The 20,611-nt window shown below is 55.6% G+C and carries 13 protein-coding genes; 2 read left to right on the top strand and 11 right to left on the bottom strand.

Annotated features, from left to right (window positions below):
• Nucleotides 1–6: 6 nt before the first annotated feature.
• From pyrG to rlmD, 4 genes are all read right to left on the bottom strand, one after another.
• Nucleotides 7–1,644 carry a glutamine hydrolyzing CTP synthase gene (gene pyrG, locus KAJ71_RS01375; RefSeq protein WP_248944033.1) on the bottom strand — a complete coding sequence of 546 codons (1,638 nt, stop codon included), beginning with the start codon at nucleotides 1,642–1,644 and terminating at the stop codon, nucleotides 7–9.
• A gap of 366 nt (nucleotides 1,645–2,010) precedes the next feature.
• Nucleotides 2,011–2,805 (bottom strand): nucleoside triphosphate pyrophosphohydrolase, encoded by a 795-nt coding sequence (gene mazG, locus KAJ71_RS01370; RefSeq protein ID WP_248944032.1) that lies wholly within the window; start codon nucleotides 2,803–2,805, stop codon nucleotides 2,011–2,013.
• Nucleotides 2,806–2,925: 120 nt separating this feature from the next.
• Nucleotides 2,926–5,160 carry a GTP diphosphokinase gene (relA, locus tag KAJ71_RS01365; protein ID WP_248944031.1) on the bottom strand — a complete coding sequence of 745 codons (2,235 nt, stop codon included), beginning with the start codon at nucleotides 5,158–5,160 and terminating at the stop codon, nucleotides 2,926–2,928.
• A 9-nt stretch (nucleotides 5,161–5,169) separates the two neighbouring features.
• Nucleotides 5,170–6,507, bottom strand: a complete 1,338-nt coding sequence (gene rlmD, locus KAJ71_RS01360) for a 23S rRNA (uracil(1939)-C(5))-methyltransferase RlmD (RefSeq protein WP_248944030.1) — start codon at nucleotides 6,505–6,507, stop codon at nucleotides 5,170–5,172.
• Between the two features lie 67 nt (nucleotides 6,508–6,574).
• Between rlmD and barA the strand changes: the two genes are divergently transcribed.
• Entirely contained in the window at nucleotides 6,575–9,307 is a 2,733-nt protein-coding gene (gene barA, locus KAJ71_RS01355; protein ID WP_248944029.1) for a two-component sensor histidine kinase BarA, read from the top strand.
• Between the two features lie 63 nt (nucleotides 9,308–9,370).
• Here barA and garR read toward each other — a convergent pair whose 3' ends face one another.
• From garR to KAJ71_RS01335, 4 genes are read right to left on the bottom strand one after another with little or no spacing between them, the layout of a single operon-like run.
• The gene (garR, locus tag KAJ71_RS01350; RefSeq protein WP_248944028.1) at nucleotides 9,371–10,255 is read right to left on the bottom strand and encodes a 2-hydroxy-3-oxopropionate reductase; all 885 of its coding nucleotides are present in this window, start codon (nucleotides 10,253–10,255) and stop codon (nucleotides 9,371–9,373) included.
• A 10-nt stretch (nucleotides 10,256–10,265) separates the two neighbouring features.
• The gene (gene garL, locus KAJ71_RS01345) at nucleotides 10,266–11,039 is read right to left on the bottom strand and encodes a 2-dehydro-3-deoxyglucarate aldolase (protein WP_248944027.1); all 774 of its coding nucleotides are present in this window, start codon (nucleotides 11,037–11,039) and stop codon (nucleotides 10,266–10,268) included.
• 21 nt (nucleotides 11,040–11,060) lie between these two features.
• A complete protein-coding gene (gene gudD / locus KAJ71_RS01340) occupies nucleotides 11,061–12,392 on the bottom strand; it encodes a glucarate dehydratase (protein WP_248944026.1) in 1,332 nt (443 codons plus the stop codon).
• A 40-nt stretch (nucleotides 12,393–12,432) separates the two neighbouring features.
• Nucleotides 12,433–13,782: an MFS transporter gene (locus tag KAJ71_RS01335; RefSeq protein ID WP_248944025.1), complete on the bottom strand. Its 1,350-nt coding sequence runs from the start codon at nucleotides 13,780–13,782 to the stop codon at nucleotides 12,433–12,435.
• A 451-nt stretch (nucleotides 13,783–14,233) separates the two neighbouring features.
• Here KAJ71_RS01335 and garD point away from each other — a divergent pair, with 451 nt between their 5' ends.
• A complete protein-coding gene (garD, locus tag KAJ71_RS01330; RefSeq protein WP_248944024.1) occupies nucleotides 14,234–15,805 on the top strand; it encodes a galactarate dehydratase in 1,572 nt (523 codons plus the stop codon).
• A gap of 235 nt (nucleotides 15,806–16,040) precedes the next feature.
• On the opposite strand, the gene KAJ71_RS01325 is transcribed toward garD, so the two are convergent.
• From KAJ71_RS01325 to dgt, 3 genes are all read right to left on the bottom strand, one after another.
• On the bottom strand, nucleotides 16,041–17,195 hold the full coding sequence (locus tag KAJ71_RS01325; RefSeq protein WP_179244930.1) for a CdaR family transcriptional regulator: 1,155 nt from the start codon (nucleotides 17,193–17,195) through the stop codon (nucleotides 16,041–16,043).
• A 177-nt stretch (nucleotides 17,196–17,372) separates the two neighbouring features.
• A complete protein-coding gene (degP, locus tag KAJ71_RS01320; protein WP_248944023.1) occupies nucleotides 17,373–18,779 on the bottom strand; it encodes a serine endoprotease DegP in 1,407 nt (468 codons plus the stop codon).
• A gap of 192 nt (nucleotides 18,780–18,971) precedes the next feature.
• The gene (dgt, locus tag KAJ71_RS01315; protein ID WP_248944022.1) at nucleotides 18,972–20,489 is read right to left on the bottom strand and encodes a dGTPase; all 1,518 of its coding nucleotides are present in this window, start codon (nucleotides 20,487–20,489) and stop codon (nucleotides 18,972–18,974) included.
• Nucleotides 20,490–20,611: the final 122 nt, after the last annotated feature.

Genomic DNA, 20,611 nt, shown 5'->3' with positions numbered 1-20,611 from the left:
AAACTCTTATTTCACCTGACGCTTCTGGTGCTCACCGGCCGCCTTGACGAAGCCAGCGAACAACGGATGCCCATCACGCGGCGTCGACGTAAATTCCGGGTGGAACTGACAAGCCACAAACCACGGATGATCAGGCAACTCAATAATCTCAACCAGCTTGTTATCCGCAGAACGACCCGCCACACGCATACCCGCGGCTTCGATCGGCTTCAACAGCATGTTGTTGACTTCGTAACGGTGACGGTGACGTTCCACGATGGTTGACTCGCCGTACATCTTGCGCACCAGGCTGTTATCGGTCAGGTGGCATTGCTGGCCACCGACGCGCATCGTGCCACCCAGATCGCTTTCTTCGGTACGGACTTCGACGTTACCGTCTTCGTCACGCCACTCGGTGATCAATGCAACAACCGGATACTTACAGTCTGGCACAAACTCGGTGGAGTTAGCATTCTCCATACCCGCCACGTTGCGCGCAAACTCCATCAACGCCACCTGCATACCCAGGCAAATACCCAGATAAGGGATCTTGTTTTCACGCGCGTAGCGTGCGGTCATCACCTTACCTTCCACGCCACGGTAGCCAAAGCCACCCGGGATCAGGATCGCGTCCAGATCTTTGAGCACTTCAACGCCGCGGGTTTCAACATCCTGCGAATCAATCAACTTGATGTTGACGGTCAGACGATTTTTCAGCCCGCCGTGCTTGAGCGCTTCGATCACCGACTTGTAAGCATCTGGCAGTTCGACATATTTGCCAACCATACCGATGGTCACTTCGCCGCCTGGATTGGCTTCTTCGTAGATCACCTGTTCCCACTCGCCCAGATTGGCTTCCGGCGGTGTCAGGCTGAATCGTTTACAAATATAATCATCCAAGCCCTGAGATTTCAAGAGGCCTGGGATTTTATAAATGGAATCAACGTCTTTCAGGGAGATAACCGCTTTTTCTGGTACGTTACAGAAAAGGGCGATTTTTGCGCGTTCATTAGCAGGAACTGCACGATCGGAACGGCAGATCAGCACATCTGGCTGAATACCGATGGAAAGCAGCTCTTTTACCGAATGCTGGGTAGGTTTGGTCTTCACTTCACCCGCAGCAGCCAGGTACGGCACCAGCGTCAGATGCATGTACAGCGTGTGCTCGCGGCCCACTTCCACGGCCATCTGGCGAATCGCTTCCAGGAACGGCAGGGATTCGATATCGCCGACGGTGCCGCCGATCTCGACCAGCACCACATCGTGGCCTTCGCCGCCTTCAATAATGCGTTCTTTAATGGCGTTAGTGATGTGTGGGATCACCTGTACGGTGGCCCCCAAATAGTCGCCACGGCGCTCTTTGCGCAGCACATCGGAGTAGATTCGCCCGGTGGTGAAGTTGTTACGACGCGTCATTTTGGTGCGGATGAAGCGCTCGTAGTGACCCAGATCCAGATCGGTTTCTGCCCCGTCTTCGGTGACGAAAACTTCCCCATGCTGAATCGGGCTCATGGTGCCCGGATCCACGTTGATGTACGGGTCCAGTTTCATGATGGTAACGTTGAGGCCACGGGCTTCGAGAATAGCCGCCAAGGAGGCTGCGGCAATGCCTTTACCCAGAGAGGATACGACCCCGCCGGTTACAAAAATATAGTTAGTTGTCATGCTGAACCTGAGAGTTTAGGTTTAAAGACGATGGAAGAACCAAGACGGGAAAGTAGTATACCCGAACCTCTCTTGACCTACAAACGATCGTTTTACCCACCATCATCTCTGCCTCCCTCGTGAGTTCATCTCGGTTTAATCGTTCGGCCCCGGTTTTAGAGCCGTTTAGAAACAATGAGTTAGCATAAAAAACCACGTTCAAACCGACTTTCGATGCAATAAAACACCTTAGATTTCAGTTTGTTGGCCTTTTCTGCCGGTTAAACCAGATTCAGCAATCCACAACCCTGAGCTTAACCGTTTCAGCTAGTGCGAATATTGTCGCCGATCAAACAAGCGACACAGTTAGGACAACGGCATTGGCAATTAGTTTTCCAGGCTTTTTACCTGTTGCCAGGCTTCTTCCATCTGCTCCAGCGTGGCTTCCTGCATGGTCAGACCACGCTGCTGCACGATTTCCTCCACCTGGCGGAAGCGGCGCTCAAACTTGCGGTTGGCCACCTGCAACGCCTTTTCCGCTTTATGCCCAAGATGGCGGGAAAGATTGACCGTGGCAAACAGCAGATCGCCAATCTCTTCTTCCAGCTTCTGCTCATCCACCACCGCCTGCTGGGCTTCGTGCATCACTTCATCCAGCTCTTCGTACACTTTGCCCACGACCGGCCCCAAGGTATTCCAGTCGAAGCCGACTGCGGCACAGCGCTTCTGGATCTTATGGGCCTTCATCAACGCCGGTAAGGCGTTGGGAATATCATCCAAGGCCGAGTGCAGCGCTTTCTCAGCCCGCTCGCCGGCCTTCAACTGCTCCCAGCGGGCGGAAACCGCTGCGCTGTCTGCTGCCTCAGCCTCACCGAAGATATGCGGGTGACGGCGTTCCAGCTTGTCGCTGATGGCGTTGCACACCTGATCGAAGTCAAACAGCCCCTGCTCCTGCCCCATCTGGGCGTAAAACACCACCTGGAACAGCAGATCGCCTAGTTCATCACGCAGATCGGCATGGTCCTGACGCTCAATGGCGTCCAACACTTCGTAGGTTTCTTCCAGGGTGTAAGGCGCGATGGTGGCGAAGGTCTGCTTACGATCCCACGGGCAACCCACCTGCGGATCGCGCAGGGTTTTCATAATGGTCAGCAGGCGTTGCAGTGGCGTTGATTGGATCATATTGAAATCTCTATCTAAAAAAATCGCACAAAAAATGATGCCTGCGCGAAAAGTAATACCTAATGGATTTCAAGTTGTATCTAGACGGCAACAACGATACAGCTTGAAAGACGAAGTGTATTAAGCGCCGTGCAGGCGTTTGGCGTCGATGACATCCGGCAGTTGGTTGAGCTTGGCCAACACGCGGCCCAGCACCACCTGGTTATAGATTTCGATGTCCATATCGATGGTGGCCAGCTGCTTTTTAGTGTCGCTGCGGCTGGCGACGCCCAATACGTTGACCTTCTCGTTGGCCAGGATGGTGGTGATATCACGCAGCAGGCCGCTGCGATCGTTGGCTACGACACGCACCACCAGCGAATAACCGCTGGAGTAACTTTCGCCCCAGACCGCATCCACAATACGTTCCGGCGCGTGAGACTGTAGCTCCGCCAGTTGATCGCAATCCGCACGGTGGATCGAGATCCCGCGCCCTTGGGTGATAAAGCCGACGATGTCGTCACCAGGGATCGGCTGGCAGCAGCGGGCAATGTGGTGCATCAGATTGCCCACGCCTTCGACCACCACGCGGCCATTATCCTTGCTACGGGCCGCCGTTGCCGGAGCCTTCTGCTGGGTCAGTTGGCGTAACGCTTCGCGATCCTGCTCCTCGGCGCTAGGCTTGTTGAGCTTGCCCTGCAGGAAGTTCACCATCTGGTTCAGACGGATATCGCCGCCGCCAATCCCCGCCAGCACTTCATCCAACGAGTTGACGTTATAACGCGGGATCAACAGCTTTTCGGCTTCCCGCAGGCTGATACCGAGGTGTTCCAGCTCGTTGTCCAACATCTGCCGCCCGGCCAGGATGTTTTTATCGCGATCCTGCTTGCGGAACCAGTTGTGGATCTTGGAGCGTCCGCGGCTGGTGGTGACATAGCCCAGGTTCGGGTTCAGCCAGTCACGGCTGGGGTTCGGCTGTTTCTGGGTGATGATTTCAATCTGATCGCCCATCTGCAGCTGGTAGGTAAAGGGCACGATACGGCCGCCGATCTTGGCACCGATACAGCGGTGGCCGACGTCGCTGTGAATATGGTAGGCAAAATCCAACGGCGTAGAACCGGCTGGCAGATCCACCACGTCGCCCTTCGGCGTAAACACGTAGACGCGATCGTCGAACACCTGGCTGCGCACTTCGTCGAGCATTTCGCCCGAGTCCGCCATCTCTTCCTGCCAGGCGATCAACTTACGCAGCCAGGCAATACGTTCTTCGTAGCCGGAACGCGCCGTAACCACCGCGCCTTCTTTGTATTTCCAGTGTGCGGCGACGCCCAGTTCGGCATCTTCGTGCATCTGGCGGGTGCGGATCTGGATCTCTAGCGTTTTACCACGCGGCCCGAGCACCACGGTATGGATCGACTGATAGCCGTTCGGTTTCGGGTTGGCGACGTAGTCGTCAAACTCATCCGGCAGATGGCGGAAATGGGTATGGACGATGCCCAATGCCGCATAGCAATCCTGCAGGCGCTCTACCACCACGCGCACTGCACGCACGTCGAACAGTTCGTCGAACGCCAGCGATTTCTTCTGCATCTTGCGCCAGATGCTGTAAATGTGTTTCGGGCGGCCATAAATATCCGCCTTGATGCCTTCAGTCTCCATCGCGTTATGCAATGAAGCCACGAAGTCATCGATAAACTGCTCGCGATCAATACGGCGTTCATGCAGCAGCTTGGCAATGCGTTTGTATTCATCGGGATGCAGATAGCGGAAACAGAAGTCTTCCAGTTCCCACTTCAACTGGCCGATGCCGAGGCGGTTGGCCAGCGGAGCGTAAATATTGGAACACTCTTTGGCTGCCAGCACGCGTTCGTCCTCCGGCGCATCCTTCACCTCACGCAGGTGGGCGATGCGCTCTGCCAGCTTGATCACCACGCAGCGGAAATCTTCCACCATCGCCAGCAGCATGCGGCGCACGTTATCGACCTGTTCAGAGCCCATAGAGTCGTTGTGGGTGGCTTTCAGTTGGCGGATAGCATCCATATCGCGTACGCCATGTACCAGAGAGGTAATGCCGGAACCGAACTCTTCGGTAAGGGTGGCTTCAGGAACAATTGCCGCGTCTACCAGCGGGAACAGCAGCGCCGCGCGCATACTGTCGTTATCCATGCTGAGGGTCGAGAGGATCTCCACCATTTCCAGGCCACGCCATAGCAGTAACGGCGCGTCGGGGTGGTCTTTCGTCTGCTGTTCACAGTAACGCCAGGTTACGGCTAATCGCTCACCTGACTGCGGGTTGGGAAGCCCCAGGCTGGCGATCCAGTCATCAAGCGCGAATTCACCCGCCGTATTCAGATGTGCAGTTCTTACCGCGACCATAACTTCTCCCTACTTTTTCCGCGACCCGTGGATAAACAGCGCCATGGATTCAAGATGCCCCGTGTGCGGGAACATATCCAACATCCGCACACGCGCAAGACGATAACCGGCGTCCAGCAACACTTTGCTGTCGCGTGCCAGCGTCGTGGGGTTACAGGATATATACACCACGCGCTCTGGCGCCAGTTTTACAATATGTGACATCACCCCAGCGGCGCCTGCGCGGGCTGGATCCAGCATCACCTTATCAAATCCCTGTGCTGCCCATGGTTGTCGCGCAACGTCATCTTCCAGATTTTCATGGAAAAAGGAGACATTACTGAGCCTATTCCTATCGGCATTATATTGCCCATTCGCTACCAGCGTGGCAACTCCTTCAATCCCGACCACCGCTTTGGCCCGCTTGGCCAGCGGCAGGGTAAAGTTGCCCATGCCACAAAACAGATCCAATATGCGATCATTGGGCTCAATCTCGAGCCATTCAAGGGCCTGAGCCACCATTTGCTGATTTACCGCATCATTAACCTGAATAAAGTCGCGCGGATTAAAGTCTAAACGTAGCCCGTCAACCTGATAATACGGCGCTTCACCGCACAGTTTTTCCAACCGATCGCTATCTGGCGCCAAATAAACGGTAGTCGCATTTTGCTGGGCAAACTGCTGCAAAGCCTGACGATCACCCTGCTTGAGCGCTTCCAGATGGCGTAACACCAGCACCGGGCCGTTATCCGCCAATACCAGCTCCGCATGGCCCAGACGCTGCACCGCCTGCAAGCCGCTCAGGCATTGATACAACGGCACCAACAGCCGTTCCAGTTCCGGCGCCAGCACCGGGCACTGCTTTACCGCCACCAGATCGGATGAGGCGGCCTGGTGAAAACCCATCAGCAAACGATGCTGCTGGGGCTGCCACTGTAATCCCAGGCGCGCCCGCCGACGGTAGCCATATTGCGGCCCGGCAATCACCGATTCCTGCTGTGGTGTCACCCCGGTTTCGCGGCAAATCAAGCGCCCCAGCGCCGCCGCCTTGCTTTGCTGTTGCAGCGCTTCAGAAACATGCTGCTGTTGGCAACCGCCACACACACCAAAGTGTGGGCAACGCGGCTCAACACGTTGTATGCTGCAACTCAACAGCTGCCTGAGCTTACCCTTGGCGAACTGCCTTTTGTCTTGCGTCAACTGAATTTCGGCCTGTTCCCCCGGCAAAACGCCGGGGACAAATACCGCTTTGCCTTCATGGCGCGCCACTCCCTGGCCAAATGGATCGAGGTCCGTTACCGTCACCGTGAATATTTGTGAAGCTTGCCGGGTCGTCACGCGGCGTTTCGGAGAGTAGAATTGCGCCATAATTATCGATTGTGTGTTGGTTAATTAAGCTTAAGATTAGCCTCCGATTCTCCCACATTGGAATCCCATGACCAAATACAGCTTGCGCGCGCGCATGATGATCCTGATCCTGGCACCGACTTTATTGATCGGTCTGCTGCTCAGCACCTTCTTTGTAGTGCACCGCTACAACGAGCTGCAGGAGCAATTGGTCGATGCTGGTGCCAGTATCATCGAACCTCTGGCCGTCGCCAGCGAATATGGCATGACATTCCGCAGCCGTGAGTCAGTCCGGCAACTGGTCAGTCTGCTGCATCGCCGCCATTCGGAAATTGTCCGGGCTATCACCGTGTTTGATGCGCAGAACAACCTGTTTGTCACCTCCAACTATCATCACAACTATACCCAGCTGCAGTTGCCCAAAGGTGTGCCGATGCCCACCGACATGATGCTGACCCGGCGCGGCGATTCGCTGATCCTGCGTACGCCAATCCTGTCGGAGTCGCAGTTCCCGGACGAGAACGCCAAAGAAGAGACACATTCTGACAACAATCTTGGCTATGTGGCGATCGAACTGGATCTGCAATCGGTTCGCCTACAGCAATATAAAGAGGTGTTCGTTTCTACCCTGCTACTGCTGCTGTGTATGTGTATAGCCATTCTGTTTGCCTACCGCCTGATGCGCGATGTCACCGGCCCGATCCGCAATATGGTCAATACCGTAGACCGTATCCGCCGCGGCCAGTTGGATAGCCGGGTAGAAGGTTTTATGCTAGGCGAGCTGCAAATGTTGAAAAACGGCATCAACTCGATGGCAATGTCGCTGACCGCCTATCACGAGGAGATGCAGCAGAACATCGACCAGGCCACCTCCGATCTGCGTGAAACGCTGGAGCAAATGGAGATCCAGAACGTTGAACTGGATCTGGCGAAGAAGCGCGCGCAGGAAGCTGCCCGTATCAAATCCGAATTCCTGGCTAATATGTCCCATGAGCTGCGTACCCCACTCAATGGGGTCATCGGCTTTACCCGCCAGACGTTGAAAACCGACCTGAGTGCCACACAGACCGACTATCTGCAAACTATCGAACGCTCGGCCAACAACCTGCTGACCATCATCAACGACGTGCTGGACTTCTCCAAGCTGGAGGCTGGCAAGCTGATCCTGGAACACATTCCGTTCTCGCTGCGTGAAACGCTGGATGAAGTGCTGGTGCTGCTGGCCCCTAGCGCACACGACAAAGGGCTGGAACTGACCCTGGACGTGCAAAACGATGTGCCAGAGCAGGTGATTGGCGACTCACTGCGGCTACAGCAGGTGATCACTAATCTGCTCGGCAATGCGGTGAAGTTCACCGAAACCGGCAATATCGATATCCGCGTTGAGCTACGTAACCAACTGGAACGCCAAGTGGAGCTGGAGGTGCAGATCCACGATACCGGCATCGGGATTTCTGAACGCCAGCAATCGCAGCTGTTCCAGGCTTTCCGCCAGGCAGACGCCAGCATTTCCCGCCGCCACGGCGGTACCGGGTTGGGCCTGGTGATCACCCAGAAGCTGGTGAAAGAGATGGGGGGCGACATCAACTTCCATAGCCAGCTCAATCGTGGCTCGACCTTCTGGTTCCACATCACCCTCGATCTCAACGAAGGCATGTTGTCGCTGCCACCTAGCCTGCCGGATCTGCGCGGTAAGACGCTGGCCTATATCGAAGCCAACCCAACCGCGGCCCAGGCTACGTTGAATATGTTGAGCGTCACTCATCTGGTGGTGACCCATTCGCCAACTCTGGGGCAATTGCCGAAAAATCATTACGACTTCCTGCTGGCAGGCATACCGATCCCTTACCGGGACGGTATCAGCCACCATCAGGACAAACTGGTGGAATCGCTGAAACTTGCCGACCGAGTGATCCTGGCGGTGCCTAGCCAGTCGCAGATCGATGCCGAGAAAATGAAGCAGCTGGGCGCTATCGGTTGCTTGACCAAACCGATCAGCAGTAATCGCCTGTATCCGCTACTGCGTCTGGAGGCCCCACTGCGCCTGAATGCACCAGCGGTACATAAGCGCTTACCGCTGACGGTAATGGCAGTAGATGATAACCCGGCTAACCTGAAGCTGATTGGTGCGTTGCTGGCAGAACAGGTAGAAAAAACGCTGCTGTGCGAAAGCGGTGAGGAGGCCATTGTTCTGGCGCGTGATAACGTGCTGGATATGATCCTGATGGATATTCAGATGCCAAACATTGACGGCATCCGCGCCAGTGAGATGATCCGCCAGATGCCTCATCACAACTCTACGCCGATCGTCGCGGTTACCGCCCATGCGGTGAGCGGCGAGCGTGAACACCTGTTGCAGGCCGGCATGGATGACTATCTGGCCAAGCCGATTGACGAAGCCATGCTGACACGGGTGCTATCCCGTTATCACACCGTCGAGCTTGAACCAGAGCCAGCCCAATCGCGTAGCCCAGCCGAACCACCGTTATCGCTGGATTGGCCATTGGCATTACGCCAGGCAGCCAATAAGGAAGACCTGGCGCGCGATCTATTGCAGATGCTGATCGAGTTCCTGCCACAGGTCAACGATCGGGTCAAAGCCGTGCTGGATGGGGAAGAGGACGACACCATTCTCGATCTGATCCACAAGCTGCACGGCAGTTGCAGCTACAGCGGCGTTCCGCGCCTTAAGCAACTTTGTTTCTATCTTGAGCAGCAACTACGCCAAGGCGCAAGCAACGGTGATTTAGAACCAGAATGGCTGGAGCTGTTGGATGAGATTGAGCTGGTGAAGACGGAGGCGCAGTTCCAGTTGGGGTAAGCTTTGATGCCCCTTTCTACTGGGATAGGGGCATGTGGTTTAACAAGTGCGGCTCCGCTGCCCCTATCGGGTGACTTCTGCCTTGGCCAACTTTTCGTAATAACACGCCAGTGCGCTGTGATCGGCATTACCCAGCCCATCGGCACGCAGTGCCTGCATCATTTCCATTACCGCAGCCGTGAGCGGTAGCTGTGCCCCCACGCCATGGGAGGTATCCAGCGCGTTGGCCAGATCCTTGATGTGCAAGTCAATGCGGAAACCCGGTTTGAAATTGCGATCCATCACCATCGGAGCCTTGGCTTCCAATACCGTGCTGCCCGCCAACCCGCCACGGATCGCCTGGAAAACCAGGTCTGGATTAACCCCGGCCTTGGTAGCCAGCACCAGCGCCTCGGACATGGCCGCAATATTCAGCGCCACAATCACCTGGTTCGCCAGCTTGGTGACGTTGCCAGCGCCAATATCACCGGTGTGCACCACCGAGCCAGCCATGGTTTTCATCACGTCAAAACAGCGCTCAAACACCTCTTTCTCACCGCCCACCATCACCGACAATGTGGCATCAATTGCCTTGGGCTCACCGCCGCTCACCGGTGCATCAAGCATGGCGATCTGTTTAGCAGCCAAGGCTGCGCTGATTTCACGGCTTGCCAACGGGGCAATAGAGCTCATGTCGATCAGCACGGAGCCAGCTTTAGCTCCCTCAATCAGGCCATGTTCTCCCAATGCCACTTCCCGCACCTGCGGTGAGTTAGGCAGCATGGTGATCACGATATCGCTCAGTGCTGCCACCGCTTTTGGTGTGGCGGCAACATCGGCACCTAGCGCAGCCAGTTCAGCCACCGCTTCAGCATTGCGATCCATCACCACCAGTGAATAACCCGCCTGCAGCAGGTTTTTGCTCATGGGCTTCCCCATAATCCCCAAACCAATAAATCCAATTTTCATTCCGTTCCCCTTATTCAACACCCTGTTTAAACCGATCGCACAAAGCCTGCGTGGCCGTGCGGAATACGCCAAGATCGCTGCCTACGGCGACGAACCTGGCTCCCCATTCCAGATAACGGCGGGCATCAGCCTCAGCCGGTGCCAAGATGCCGCTGGCTTTACCGTGCGCGCTGGCCCGCTCGAAAATATGACGGATCACCGCCTGCACCTCCGGGTGATTAGGCTGGCCGAGATACCCCAACGCGGCGGAAAGATCCCCCGGCCCGACAAAGATGCCGTCAACACCCGCGACCTCCGCTATCGCATCCAGGTTATCGACCCCCTGCTGGCTTTCGATCTGCACCAGCACCGCAATCTGCTCGTCGATCTGGGAAAAATAGTCCGGCACGGTGCCGTAACCGTTGCTGCGGTGCGAAACGGAAACCCCACGGATCCCCGCAGGGGGATAACGCGTCGACGCTACCGCCTGCTGTGCCTGCTCGGCACTCTCCACAAACGGGATCAGAAAGTTGTAGAAACCGATATCCAGCAAGCGTTTGATAATCACCGGCTCGTTGCAGGGCGGCCGTACCACCGCAGCGCTAGGGCTGCCCTTCAGCGCCATCAGTTGCGGCACAAAAGTGCCAATATCATTCGGCGCATGCTCACCATCCAGCACCAGCCAGTCGAAACCGGCCAGCCCCAAGACTTCGGTGGAAATCGGGTTGGCAAGCGCAGACCAGCAGCCGATCAGGGTTTCACCCGCGAGCAACGATTGGCGAAAAGGGTTATGGCAGCTCTTCATAAAACTTCCTCTGTAGACGGATTAACGCACCAGACATGGGCGTTTGTTATCAAAGATCCAGCCAGGGATCAGGTACTGCATACCCTGCGCATCGTCGCGTGCCCCAAGCCCGTGTTTCTGGTAAAGCTCATGGCCCTGCATCAAACGATCCCGATCCAGCTCGATCCCCAATCCTGGCCGTTGCGGAACCTGCACGCGGCCACCGACGATCTGCAGCGGTTCCCGCGTCAGCCGTTGGTTGCCCTCCTGCCAGATCCAATGGGTGTCGATCGCCGCAATGTTGCCCGGTGCCGCCGCAGCCACATGGGTGAACATCGCCAGTGAGATATCGAAGTGGTTATTGGAGTGTGAACCCCAGGTCAGGCCGAATTCGTGACACATCTGGGCGACACGTACCGAACCCTGCATGGTCCAGAAGTGAGGATCCGCCAACGGGATATCTACCGACTGCAACTGCAGCGTGTGCCCCATCTGCCGCCAATCAGTGGCGATCATATTGGTCGCGGTAGGCAGGCCGGTGGCACGGCGGAACTCCGCCATCACTTCCCGCCCAGAGAAGCCCTGCTCTGCACCGCATGGATCTTCGGCATAGGCCAGCACGTTGCGCAGCTGTTTGCCGAGTGCGATTGCTTCCTTCAGCGACCAGGCACCGTTGGGATCGAGCGTGATCCGGGCCTGAGGGAAGCGCTGCGCCAACGCCGTGACGGCCTCGGCCTCTTCACTGCCCGCCAATACGCCGCCCTTTAGCTTGAAATCGTTGAAGCCATACTTATCAAAAGCCGCCTCCGCCAGACGCACAATACTTTGCGGAGTCAGCGCTTCTTCGTGGCGCAGGCGATACCAGTCACAGGCCTCATCCGGCTGGCTCTGGTAAGGCAGCGGTGTTTTGTTGCGATCGCCGACATAAAACAGATAGCCGAGCATTTCCACCGAATCACGCTGCTGCCCATCCCCTAACAAGGCCGCCACCGGCACATCAAGGAACTGCCCCAGCAGATCCAGCATCGCCGCTTCAATGCCGGTCACCACGTGGATGGTAGTACGCAAATCGAAGGTCTGTAGGCCACGCCCGCTGGCATCACGATCGGCAAAGCGCTCACGCACCCGATTCATCACGTTCTTGTATTCCCCAAGGGTTTTGCCAACCACCAGAGACTGAGCCTCTTCCAGGGTCTGGCGGATTTTCTCGCCCCCAGGGATCTCACCTAGCCCGGTGTTACCGGCGTTATCCTGCAAGATCACGATATTACGGGTGAAAAATGGGGCGTGAGCGCCACTGAGATTGAGCAGCATGCTGTCGTAACCGGCCACCGGCACAACCTGCATGGCGGTAATTTTTGGTGCTGTAGTCATCAAAATCTCCTCAAAATGTCAGGTGTCGCTAGGATAGGGCTTATTGCCTACCCATCGGTTGCAGTTCAATTCGTTTGATATCGCCCACGATGAACAGGTAGCTGGCCACCGCCAACAGCGCATGGATCCCGACGTAAACCAGCGCGCCGTTAAACGATCCGGTGGTACCAATGATGTAGCCGATGGCGATCGGCGTGACGATGCCGGAGATATTACCGAACATATTGAACAGACCGCCGCTCAGACCACTGATTTCTTTGGGGGCGGTGTCTGCCATCACTGCCCAACCCAGTGCGCCCAGTCCCTTGCCGAAGAAGGCTGCGGCCATGATGCCCACCACCATCCACTCGGTTTCGACGTAGTTGCAGAAGATCATCGACATCGACAACAGCATGCCCAGTACGATCGGCGTTTTACGGGCGAAGGTCAGTGACTGGGTACGGCGCATCAGATAATCGGAAATTACGCCACCGAGCACTCCGCCGACAAAACCACAAATGGCCGGAACCGAGGCGACAAAGCCAGCCTTGAGGATCGACATGCCCCGCGCCTGCACCAGATACACTGGGAACCAGGTGATAAAGAAATAGGTCAGCGCGTTGATACAATACTGGCCGATGTAGACCCCAATCATCATGCGTGATTGCAGCAGTTGCTTGATCTGGAACCACTTCTCACCTTTGACCTTCACCTGTGTGGCCTGCTTTTGATCCATATTGATCAAGGCACCGCCCGCTTCGATATAGTCCAGTTCCGCCTGGTTGATGCTGGGGTGATCTTTGGGATTGTGCAGCACCTTAAGCCAGACAAAGCTCAGGATGATGCCCAGCCCGCCCATAAAGAAGAACACGTGCGACCAACCGACCACATGTGTCAACCAGCCCATGATCGGTGCAAAGATCACCGTGGCAAAGTATTGGGCCGAGTTAAAGATCGATACCGCCGTGCCACGTTCATGGGCAGGGAACCAGGCGGCCACAATCCGGCTGTTACCGGGGAATGATGGCGCTTCTGCCAGACCGACCAGGAAGCGCAGCGCAAACAGCGCTATCACGATGCCAAAACCGCTGAAGATATCCACGAAGCCTTGCAACAAGGTAAACAGCGACCAGATGAAGATGCTCCAGAAATAGACCCGTTTAGAACCGAAGCGATCCAGTAGCCAGCCGCCGGGGATCTGGCCAATCACATAGGCCCAGGAAAACGCCGAAAAGATATAGCCCATTCCAACCGGATCGAGGCCAATATCCTGAGCCATTGCGGTACCGGCAATAGAAAGCGTGGCACGGTCGCCATAGTTGAATGAGGTGACAATAAACAGCATTACCACGATCCAGTAACGCTTATTGGTTCGCTTGATTGCACTGTTGGCAGCGCTGATAGTAGACATGGTGCTCTCCTGCATTATAGCCTTGGCTATATTCATCCTGAACAACCGCTAAAAATATCTCAGAACGAAAGGTTTAAATTAAATTGCAGCCTTTTTTGAGCAGTTCGATTAATACGGCATCGGCAATTTTTAAACGCATTAACGCTTGGTGAGAAAAGTATAGGGAACTGACTGTCGGGACTCATCGGGCAGATAACCCAATAACAGGGTTAATATGGCGACTTATTTATGGCGTATGCCCAATCGGGCGCGGGCTGGTTCACGGAACCAACGGTTGCGTGAGCTATCTCACAGCGGATTAGCACAATGCCAAAGATTGACGTCCGGAAAGCGCCTAATCCAGGTCATTTGCACAATGCCCGGCACGCTAGCGAATGTTATGCTTTTTGCTGAGCAAGCGTTTCGATTATTACCCACGGCGTACTTAAGTCAGAGTGCGTGAGGTTTTACTATGTCCGAATATGCAGTTGGCAGTAACAAAGAATTACCGCGCTATATTCAGGTTCATCGGCAAGATAACGTTGCCATTGTGGTTAATGATCATGGACTGCCTAAAGGGGCAGCCTTCCCTTGCGGTCTGACATTATTAGAGCATATTCCTCAAGGGCACAAAGTCGCACTGCAAGATATTCCTCAGGGCAGGAATATTTTGCGCTATGGCGAAGTGATTGGTTTTGCCGTGCGGGATATTCGCCGGGGCAGTTGGATTGATGAATCGCTGGTGCTACTTCCCCCCGCACCCGAGTTGGCCAGCCTGCCGCTAGCCAACAATGTGCCCCCGGCCTTCCCCCCCTTGGAAGGCTATACCTTTGAAGGCTACCGTAATGCCGATGGCAGCGTCGGCAGCAAGAACCTGTTGGCTATCACCACCAGCGTGCACTGTGTAGCCGGTGTGGTGGATTATGTGGTGAAAATCATTGAGCGCGACCTGCTGGCCAAATACCCCAACGTTGATGGCGTGGTCGGCCTGAATCATCTCTATGGCTGCGGCGTGGCTATCAACGCCCCCGCTGCCATAGTGCCAATCCGCACCCTGCATAATCTGGCGCTCAACCCTAACTTTGGCGGCGAAGTGATGGTAGTGGGCCTCGGCTGCGAGAAGTTGCAGCCGGAACGCCTGCTGCAGGGAACCCCAGATGTACACCCCATCACGGTGGATGAGAGCCGGATTGTGCGCCTGCAAGATGAGAAGCACGTTGGGTTTCAGGCTATGATGGCCAATATTCTGGCCGTTGCAGAGCAGCACTTGCAACGCCTGAACCGTCGCCAGCGGGAAACCGTGCCAGCCTCAGAGCTGGTAGTGGGGATGCAATGTGGCGGTAGCGATGCCTTTTCCGGGGCGACGGCCAATCCGGCGGTGGGTTTTGCTTCCGATCTGCTGGTACGCTGCGGGGCAACCGTATTGTTCTCAGAAGTTACCGAAGTGCGTGATGCCATCCACCTGTTAACCCCACGGGTCGCCGATAAACACGTTGGCAAGCGCTTACTGGAGGAGATGGCCTGGTATGACGATTACCTCAATCAAGGGCAAACCGATCGCAGCGCCAACCCTTCACCCGGCAACAAGAAAGGCGGTTTGGCCAACGTGGTGGAAAAGGCATTAGGCTCAATTGCCAAATCTGGCAGCAGCACGATTGTCGAAGTCCTCTCCCCCGGCCAGCGCCCCAGCAAACGTGGGCTGATTTATGCCGCCACGCCCGCCAGCGACTTTGTTTGCGGCACACAGCAGTTGGCTTCCGGCATTACGGTGCAAGTGTTCACTACCGGCCGGGGAACCCCTTACGGCCTGACTGCCGTGCCGGTGATCAAAATGGCGACGCGCAGCGCGCTGGCTGAACGCTGGTACGATCTGATCGACATCAACGCCGGAACTATCGCCACTGGGGAAGCAACCATTGAGCAGGTGGGCTGGCAACTGTTTGAACTGATCCTGGATATCGCCAGTGGCCGCAAGCAAACCTGGTCGGATCAATGGGGTTTGTTCAACGCGTTGGCGGTATTTAACCCGGCACCGGTGACCTGAGTTTGATGCTCCTCCCCCTCCGAATGTGCCACTGTTTCGCTTCTTAGCTGGACCTCAACTCCGTATTAGCTGGGGTTGAAATGCCGCGATACCTCAAGCTTGAGGCTGGCGGGAGTCATGCAGGTTAGCCGACCGTTGAGCGCTGGGATGCGCGATTCGAGCTTCCATGGACGGATTCACGGCGTATCGGCGTTCTGCATGACTCCCACCAGCAATACTATTGCGTACAGCCAGGTTAGTCTTCATCAAGTTGCAACCCAACATACAACAACAGGCGCGCATCGAAATTGGCCAGGTTCAACCCGGTCAGTTCGGAAATGCGATTGAGACGATATTCCAGCGTATTGCGATGAATATAGAGTGCCTTGGCGGTCGCGGTAGGCTGCACATTATTCAGGAACCAGGCATTTAAGGTACGCAATAACAAACCATTACCGTCCATGGCTTTCAAACGCTCCAACGGCCGTGCCAGCTCATCCGCCTGCCAACCGCTACGCAGGCTGCCCAGCAATACCGGCAACATCAGGTCCTGATAATAATAGGCCCACCGTTCAGGCATGCGCTGCTTGCCAACGGCCATGGTGGTACGCGCAGTGCGGTAGGAACGCACCAGACTGCCTGGGCCAATGAAATAGTTGCCGAGCGCAATGCGCACTCGCAAACGGCTGCTTTCATTGATCCGCACTAGCAGATTCTCCACTCGCCGCCGGTGGGCCTCGGCATCCCAACGCCCGTGGTGATTCAGCGCCGGTTTAAGTACCACCATCTCGCTGAGAGAAACAATGGCGATCAGGTTGTCACGTTCCGGCAGCGTCAGCAGTTCCTGTAACTGCTGTAACTCGGCCATGGCGCTGTCGACCCCCAACTGGCCGCTATCCACCTCCACTACCGCCGCAACGCGGGGTTGATTGGGATCTATCCCCAGGCGATGCGCCCATTCCATCAAGGCCGGCGACAGCTCCTCCGTTCGGATCAGGTTCAGGACAAACTCTTCACGAAAGCGGCTGTCCTGCGCCAACAGGCTCAACAAACGCGCCTGCTCCAGCATCATTTCAGCAGTCATGCAGACCAGTTCACCGTATTGCCGCAGTTGCACCGGATCACCGGTCAGACCGATGACCCCAACGATATTCCCGTCAACGTGCAAGGGCAGATTAATACCGGGCCTAACACCGTGCAAATGACGGGCCACGGCATCGTCAATTGCGACCACTCTGGCCTGTGACAGCACCAGCAATGCCCCTTCATGCAATTCCCCCAGGCGCTCAGGATCGCCACTGCCAATAATCCGGCCCCGGTTATCCATGACGTTGATATTGCTATCAATAATTTTCATGGTGCGAGCGACAATTTCCCTGGCTAGCTTGGCATCAAGATGATATTCCGCCATTGCTTCTTGTCCCCGTCGGATGATAAACCAACGTTCAGCATACCGACGAGCTTCTACAGGCACATTGTGCAGATGCCCAAATGCGTTTTGGCCGGGCATGAGTTGTGCTCAAACTCACAGTTTTTAGCCATAAAAAAGGCACGCCGCTGCGTGCCTCTGTAGAAAATGGGACAACTATTACTGCATCAGCAGATACAGAGTCGAGTCGCCACGTTGGATGTTCAGCGCTAACACCGCAGGCTTGCTGTCGAGCACTTTACGCAACTCACCCAGGTTCTTGACCGGCTGCTGGTTCACACCCATGATCACGTCGCCTTTTTTCAGCCCGATACGCGCAGCGGCACTGCCAGGTTTCACCTTTTCAACCTTCACGCCTTTCACTTTGTCGGTGCTATTGGTCAGCTCGGCCCCTTCAATACCGGTGTAAATATTGCTGGAATCAACCTGCTCCTGGCTGCTCTGCTCAAGCGTAACGTCAATGGTCACCGGCTTGCCGTCGCGGATGATGCCCAACGCCATTTTAGTGCCCACCGGCAAGCTGCCGATTTCGGCACGGAACGACGCAAAGCTGGAGATGGCTTTACCGTTCAGGGTGACAATCACGTCACCGGCCTTGATACCGGCCTTGGCAGCAGAAGACTTCGGCATTACCTGGCTGACGAATGCGCCACGCTGGGCGTCCACTTTCATCGCTTGCGCCAGCTCGGAGTTCAGCTCGGTGCCCATAATGCCCAACTCACCGCGTTTCACCTGACCGTATTCAACCATTTGTGACGTCAGATTTTTCACCATGTTGCTTGGAATGGCGAAGCCGATACCAATATTGCCGCCGTCCGGTGCCAGGATCGCGGTGTTAATGCCGACCAGTTCACCGTTCAGGTTTACCAACGCACCGCCGGAGTTACCCCGGTTGATCGCCGCATCGGTCTGGATAAAGTTTTCGAAGTTTTCAATGTTCAGGCCGCTACGCCCCAGGGCAGAAACGATCCCGGAGGTCACGGTTTCACCCAGGCCATACGGGTTACCGATCGCCACGGTGTAATCGCCCACGCGCAGCTGCTCGGAATCGGCCATTTTGATCGCCGACAGGTTTTTGGCGTCTTTCAGCTGGATCAACGCGATATCAGAACGCGGATCCTTGCCGATCACCTTGGCTTCAAAGCGACGGCCATCGCTCAATTGCACCGTGATCTTGCTGGCATTGTCTACCACGTGGTTGTTGGTGACCACATAGCCTTTGTCCGCGTTGATGATGACGCCTGAACCCAGGGCTTTAAAGGCTTCCTGAGTCGTTGGCCCACCCGGTGCGCCACCTTGGCACATTGGGGAACCCTGGAAGGGTGAACCATCCTGGCAGAACGGCGACATTTGCTGTACCGTTTTCGCATCCACCGCGGCACTTCCTTCCACGTTAATGCTTACCACTGAAGGCATCACTTTTTCCAACATCGGTGCCAGGCTTGGCAACGGTTGGGCGTTAGTGGAGGCAGAAGCCGTTTCTGCGGCATTGGCGGTAGTTAGCGGCCCCATTGCCAAACCAATACTCAAAGCCAGGGCGCTTAAAACCAGTGCTGTTTTTTTCATCTGTGTGTCTCTTAAAAGTCGTTCAAAAGGAATACCGGGTCTTGGTGCTTAGTAAGAGCCTGTTGATTGGCTGAAGTTCCCCTTGTGCGGCCCGGTAAGAGTAAACAAATATTGTCGGTCTTTACAAAACTCGAAATAATGTACCAGCTCAAGATTTATCTCGATAAATAAACTGCAACTTATCTCATTATTTTATTCTGCCGCCATTAAACGACGATATTCATCGTAGGCATAAAGGTCGGTCATGCCACTAATATAATCCTGTAACAACCGCGCCCGGAAATAATACTCCCGAATAGCCTGCTGCTCGGCCGAAAGATGCTGCAAACCTTCCACTGCCTCGACATAGGCCAGGCGATGTTTGGTGGAAAGCTTGTGAAACAGCCGCGTTTCAATAGGGAATGCCCGGTGGCTATCTTCGCGCACCAACTGGCTGAAATCGGCCAGCGACATGGCCAGCAACGGGCTATAAATGTCCAGCAGGCCGTTGATCACCCGGTAACCCTGTAGCTCCAGCTGCTCCACTTCCGGGTGGTTGAACACGTGCTTGAACGCAACGTTCTTGAAGATAGCGAGCAGGCGGCAAGCCGGGCTGGCATCCTCCAACAATGCTCCGTTAAAGTGGCCGTGATATACCGCGTCCAGGTTATCGATAAAGCGCTGGGCCGCATGGGGAACCAATTTGGCAACGGTAAATACCCGCAGGTACATAAAGAACTGATCTTCCGAACTGCGGCGCGCTGCGCTGCGCTCAATTTTGCGAAATGCGCTGGCGACGGTCTTATCAAACAGATCCCCTGGTGCAATCTCGCCCCATTCCTGGGTTAAATGCTGATAGAGCTGCTCCACGGTAAAGATGTTCTTTTCTACCGCATCTTCCAGATCGGCCACGCAGTAAGAAATATCATCGGCGGCCTCCATAATATAGGTGAGCGGGAAACGATCGAACTCTCCCATATGCAATTCGCGCCGCAAGCGATCGACAAAGGCCTCTTCCGCCAGATAATACCCCGGCTTCTTCATCAGATAGCTGTGGCTGGCGGGAATATCGCTCGCCCAATAGGCCGGGCGGGTATATTTCAGGATGCAGCCTACCTGGGCATAGGTCAGGTTCAATTTCAGCAACGTGTAGACCAGGCGGATCGCCTGAGCATTGCCCTCAAAATGGCTGAGATCGTGGCGAATACGGCTGCGCAGCCGGTTGAGATCGCTCTCCCCTTCATGCAGGCGTAACACCTCTACCAGGCAGCGATCGTGGCTACCCGGCTCACTGCCACAGCTGGCCGGATCGAGCCGCTGGCGGAACCAGTCGTTGATAGCAGATTCACCGAAATGGCCAAACGGCGGATTACCGATGTCATGCATCAGGCAAGCCATCTCGACAATACTCTCGAAAGGATCGAGCAGCTTGCTCAGGCCGAGCGCATCAATACGCTGATCCTGTTTGAAGCGGTTGAGGATCTCTTTGGCAATATGCCGCCCCACCTGCTGCACTTCCATCGAGTGGGTCAGGCGGCTACGCACCGCCGCGTTACGCTCCAACGGAAACACCTGCGTTTTCTGCTGTAAACGACGTATCGCCGCAGAATTGACGATGCGCCCGCGATCACTCTCGAACTGGCGAATGATGTCGTACTCTTCTTCGGCTTCAATCGGCTTGCTAAAAGGCCGCTGAAAGCTGATCTTCTGCTTAAAGTCGATCCCGGACATCTGTTTCTCCTCCCGTTGCGCATTCCCTCCGTGATAACAATTCCCGGCGGCGGATGCAACGGTATTGCGGATTATCTCTCTCACAGAGCCATGATAGACTATGGCGCAATTTCCATACCCTA

The sequence above is a fragment of the Serratia silvae genome (genome assembly GCF_023282985.1).
Lineage (GTDB): Bacteria > Pseudomonadota > Gammaproteobacteria > Enterobacterales > Enterobacteriaceae > Chania > Chania silvae.
The sequence above is the reverse complement of the archived record's forward strand: the minus strand, read 5'-3'. Positions and strand labels throughout refer to the sequence as shown.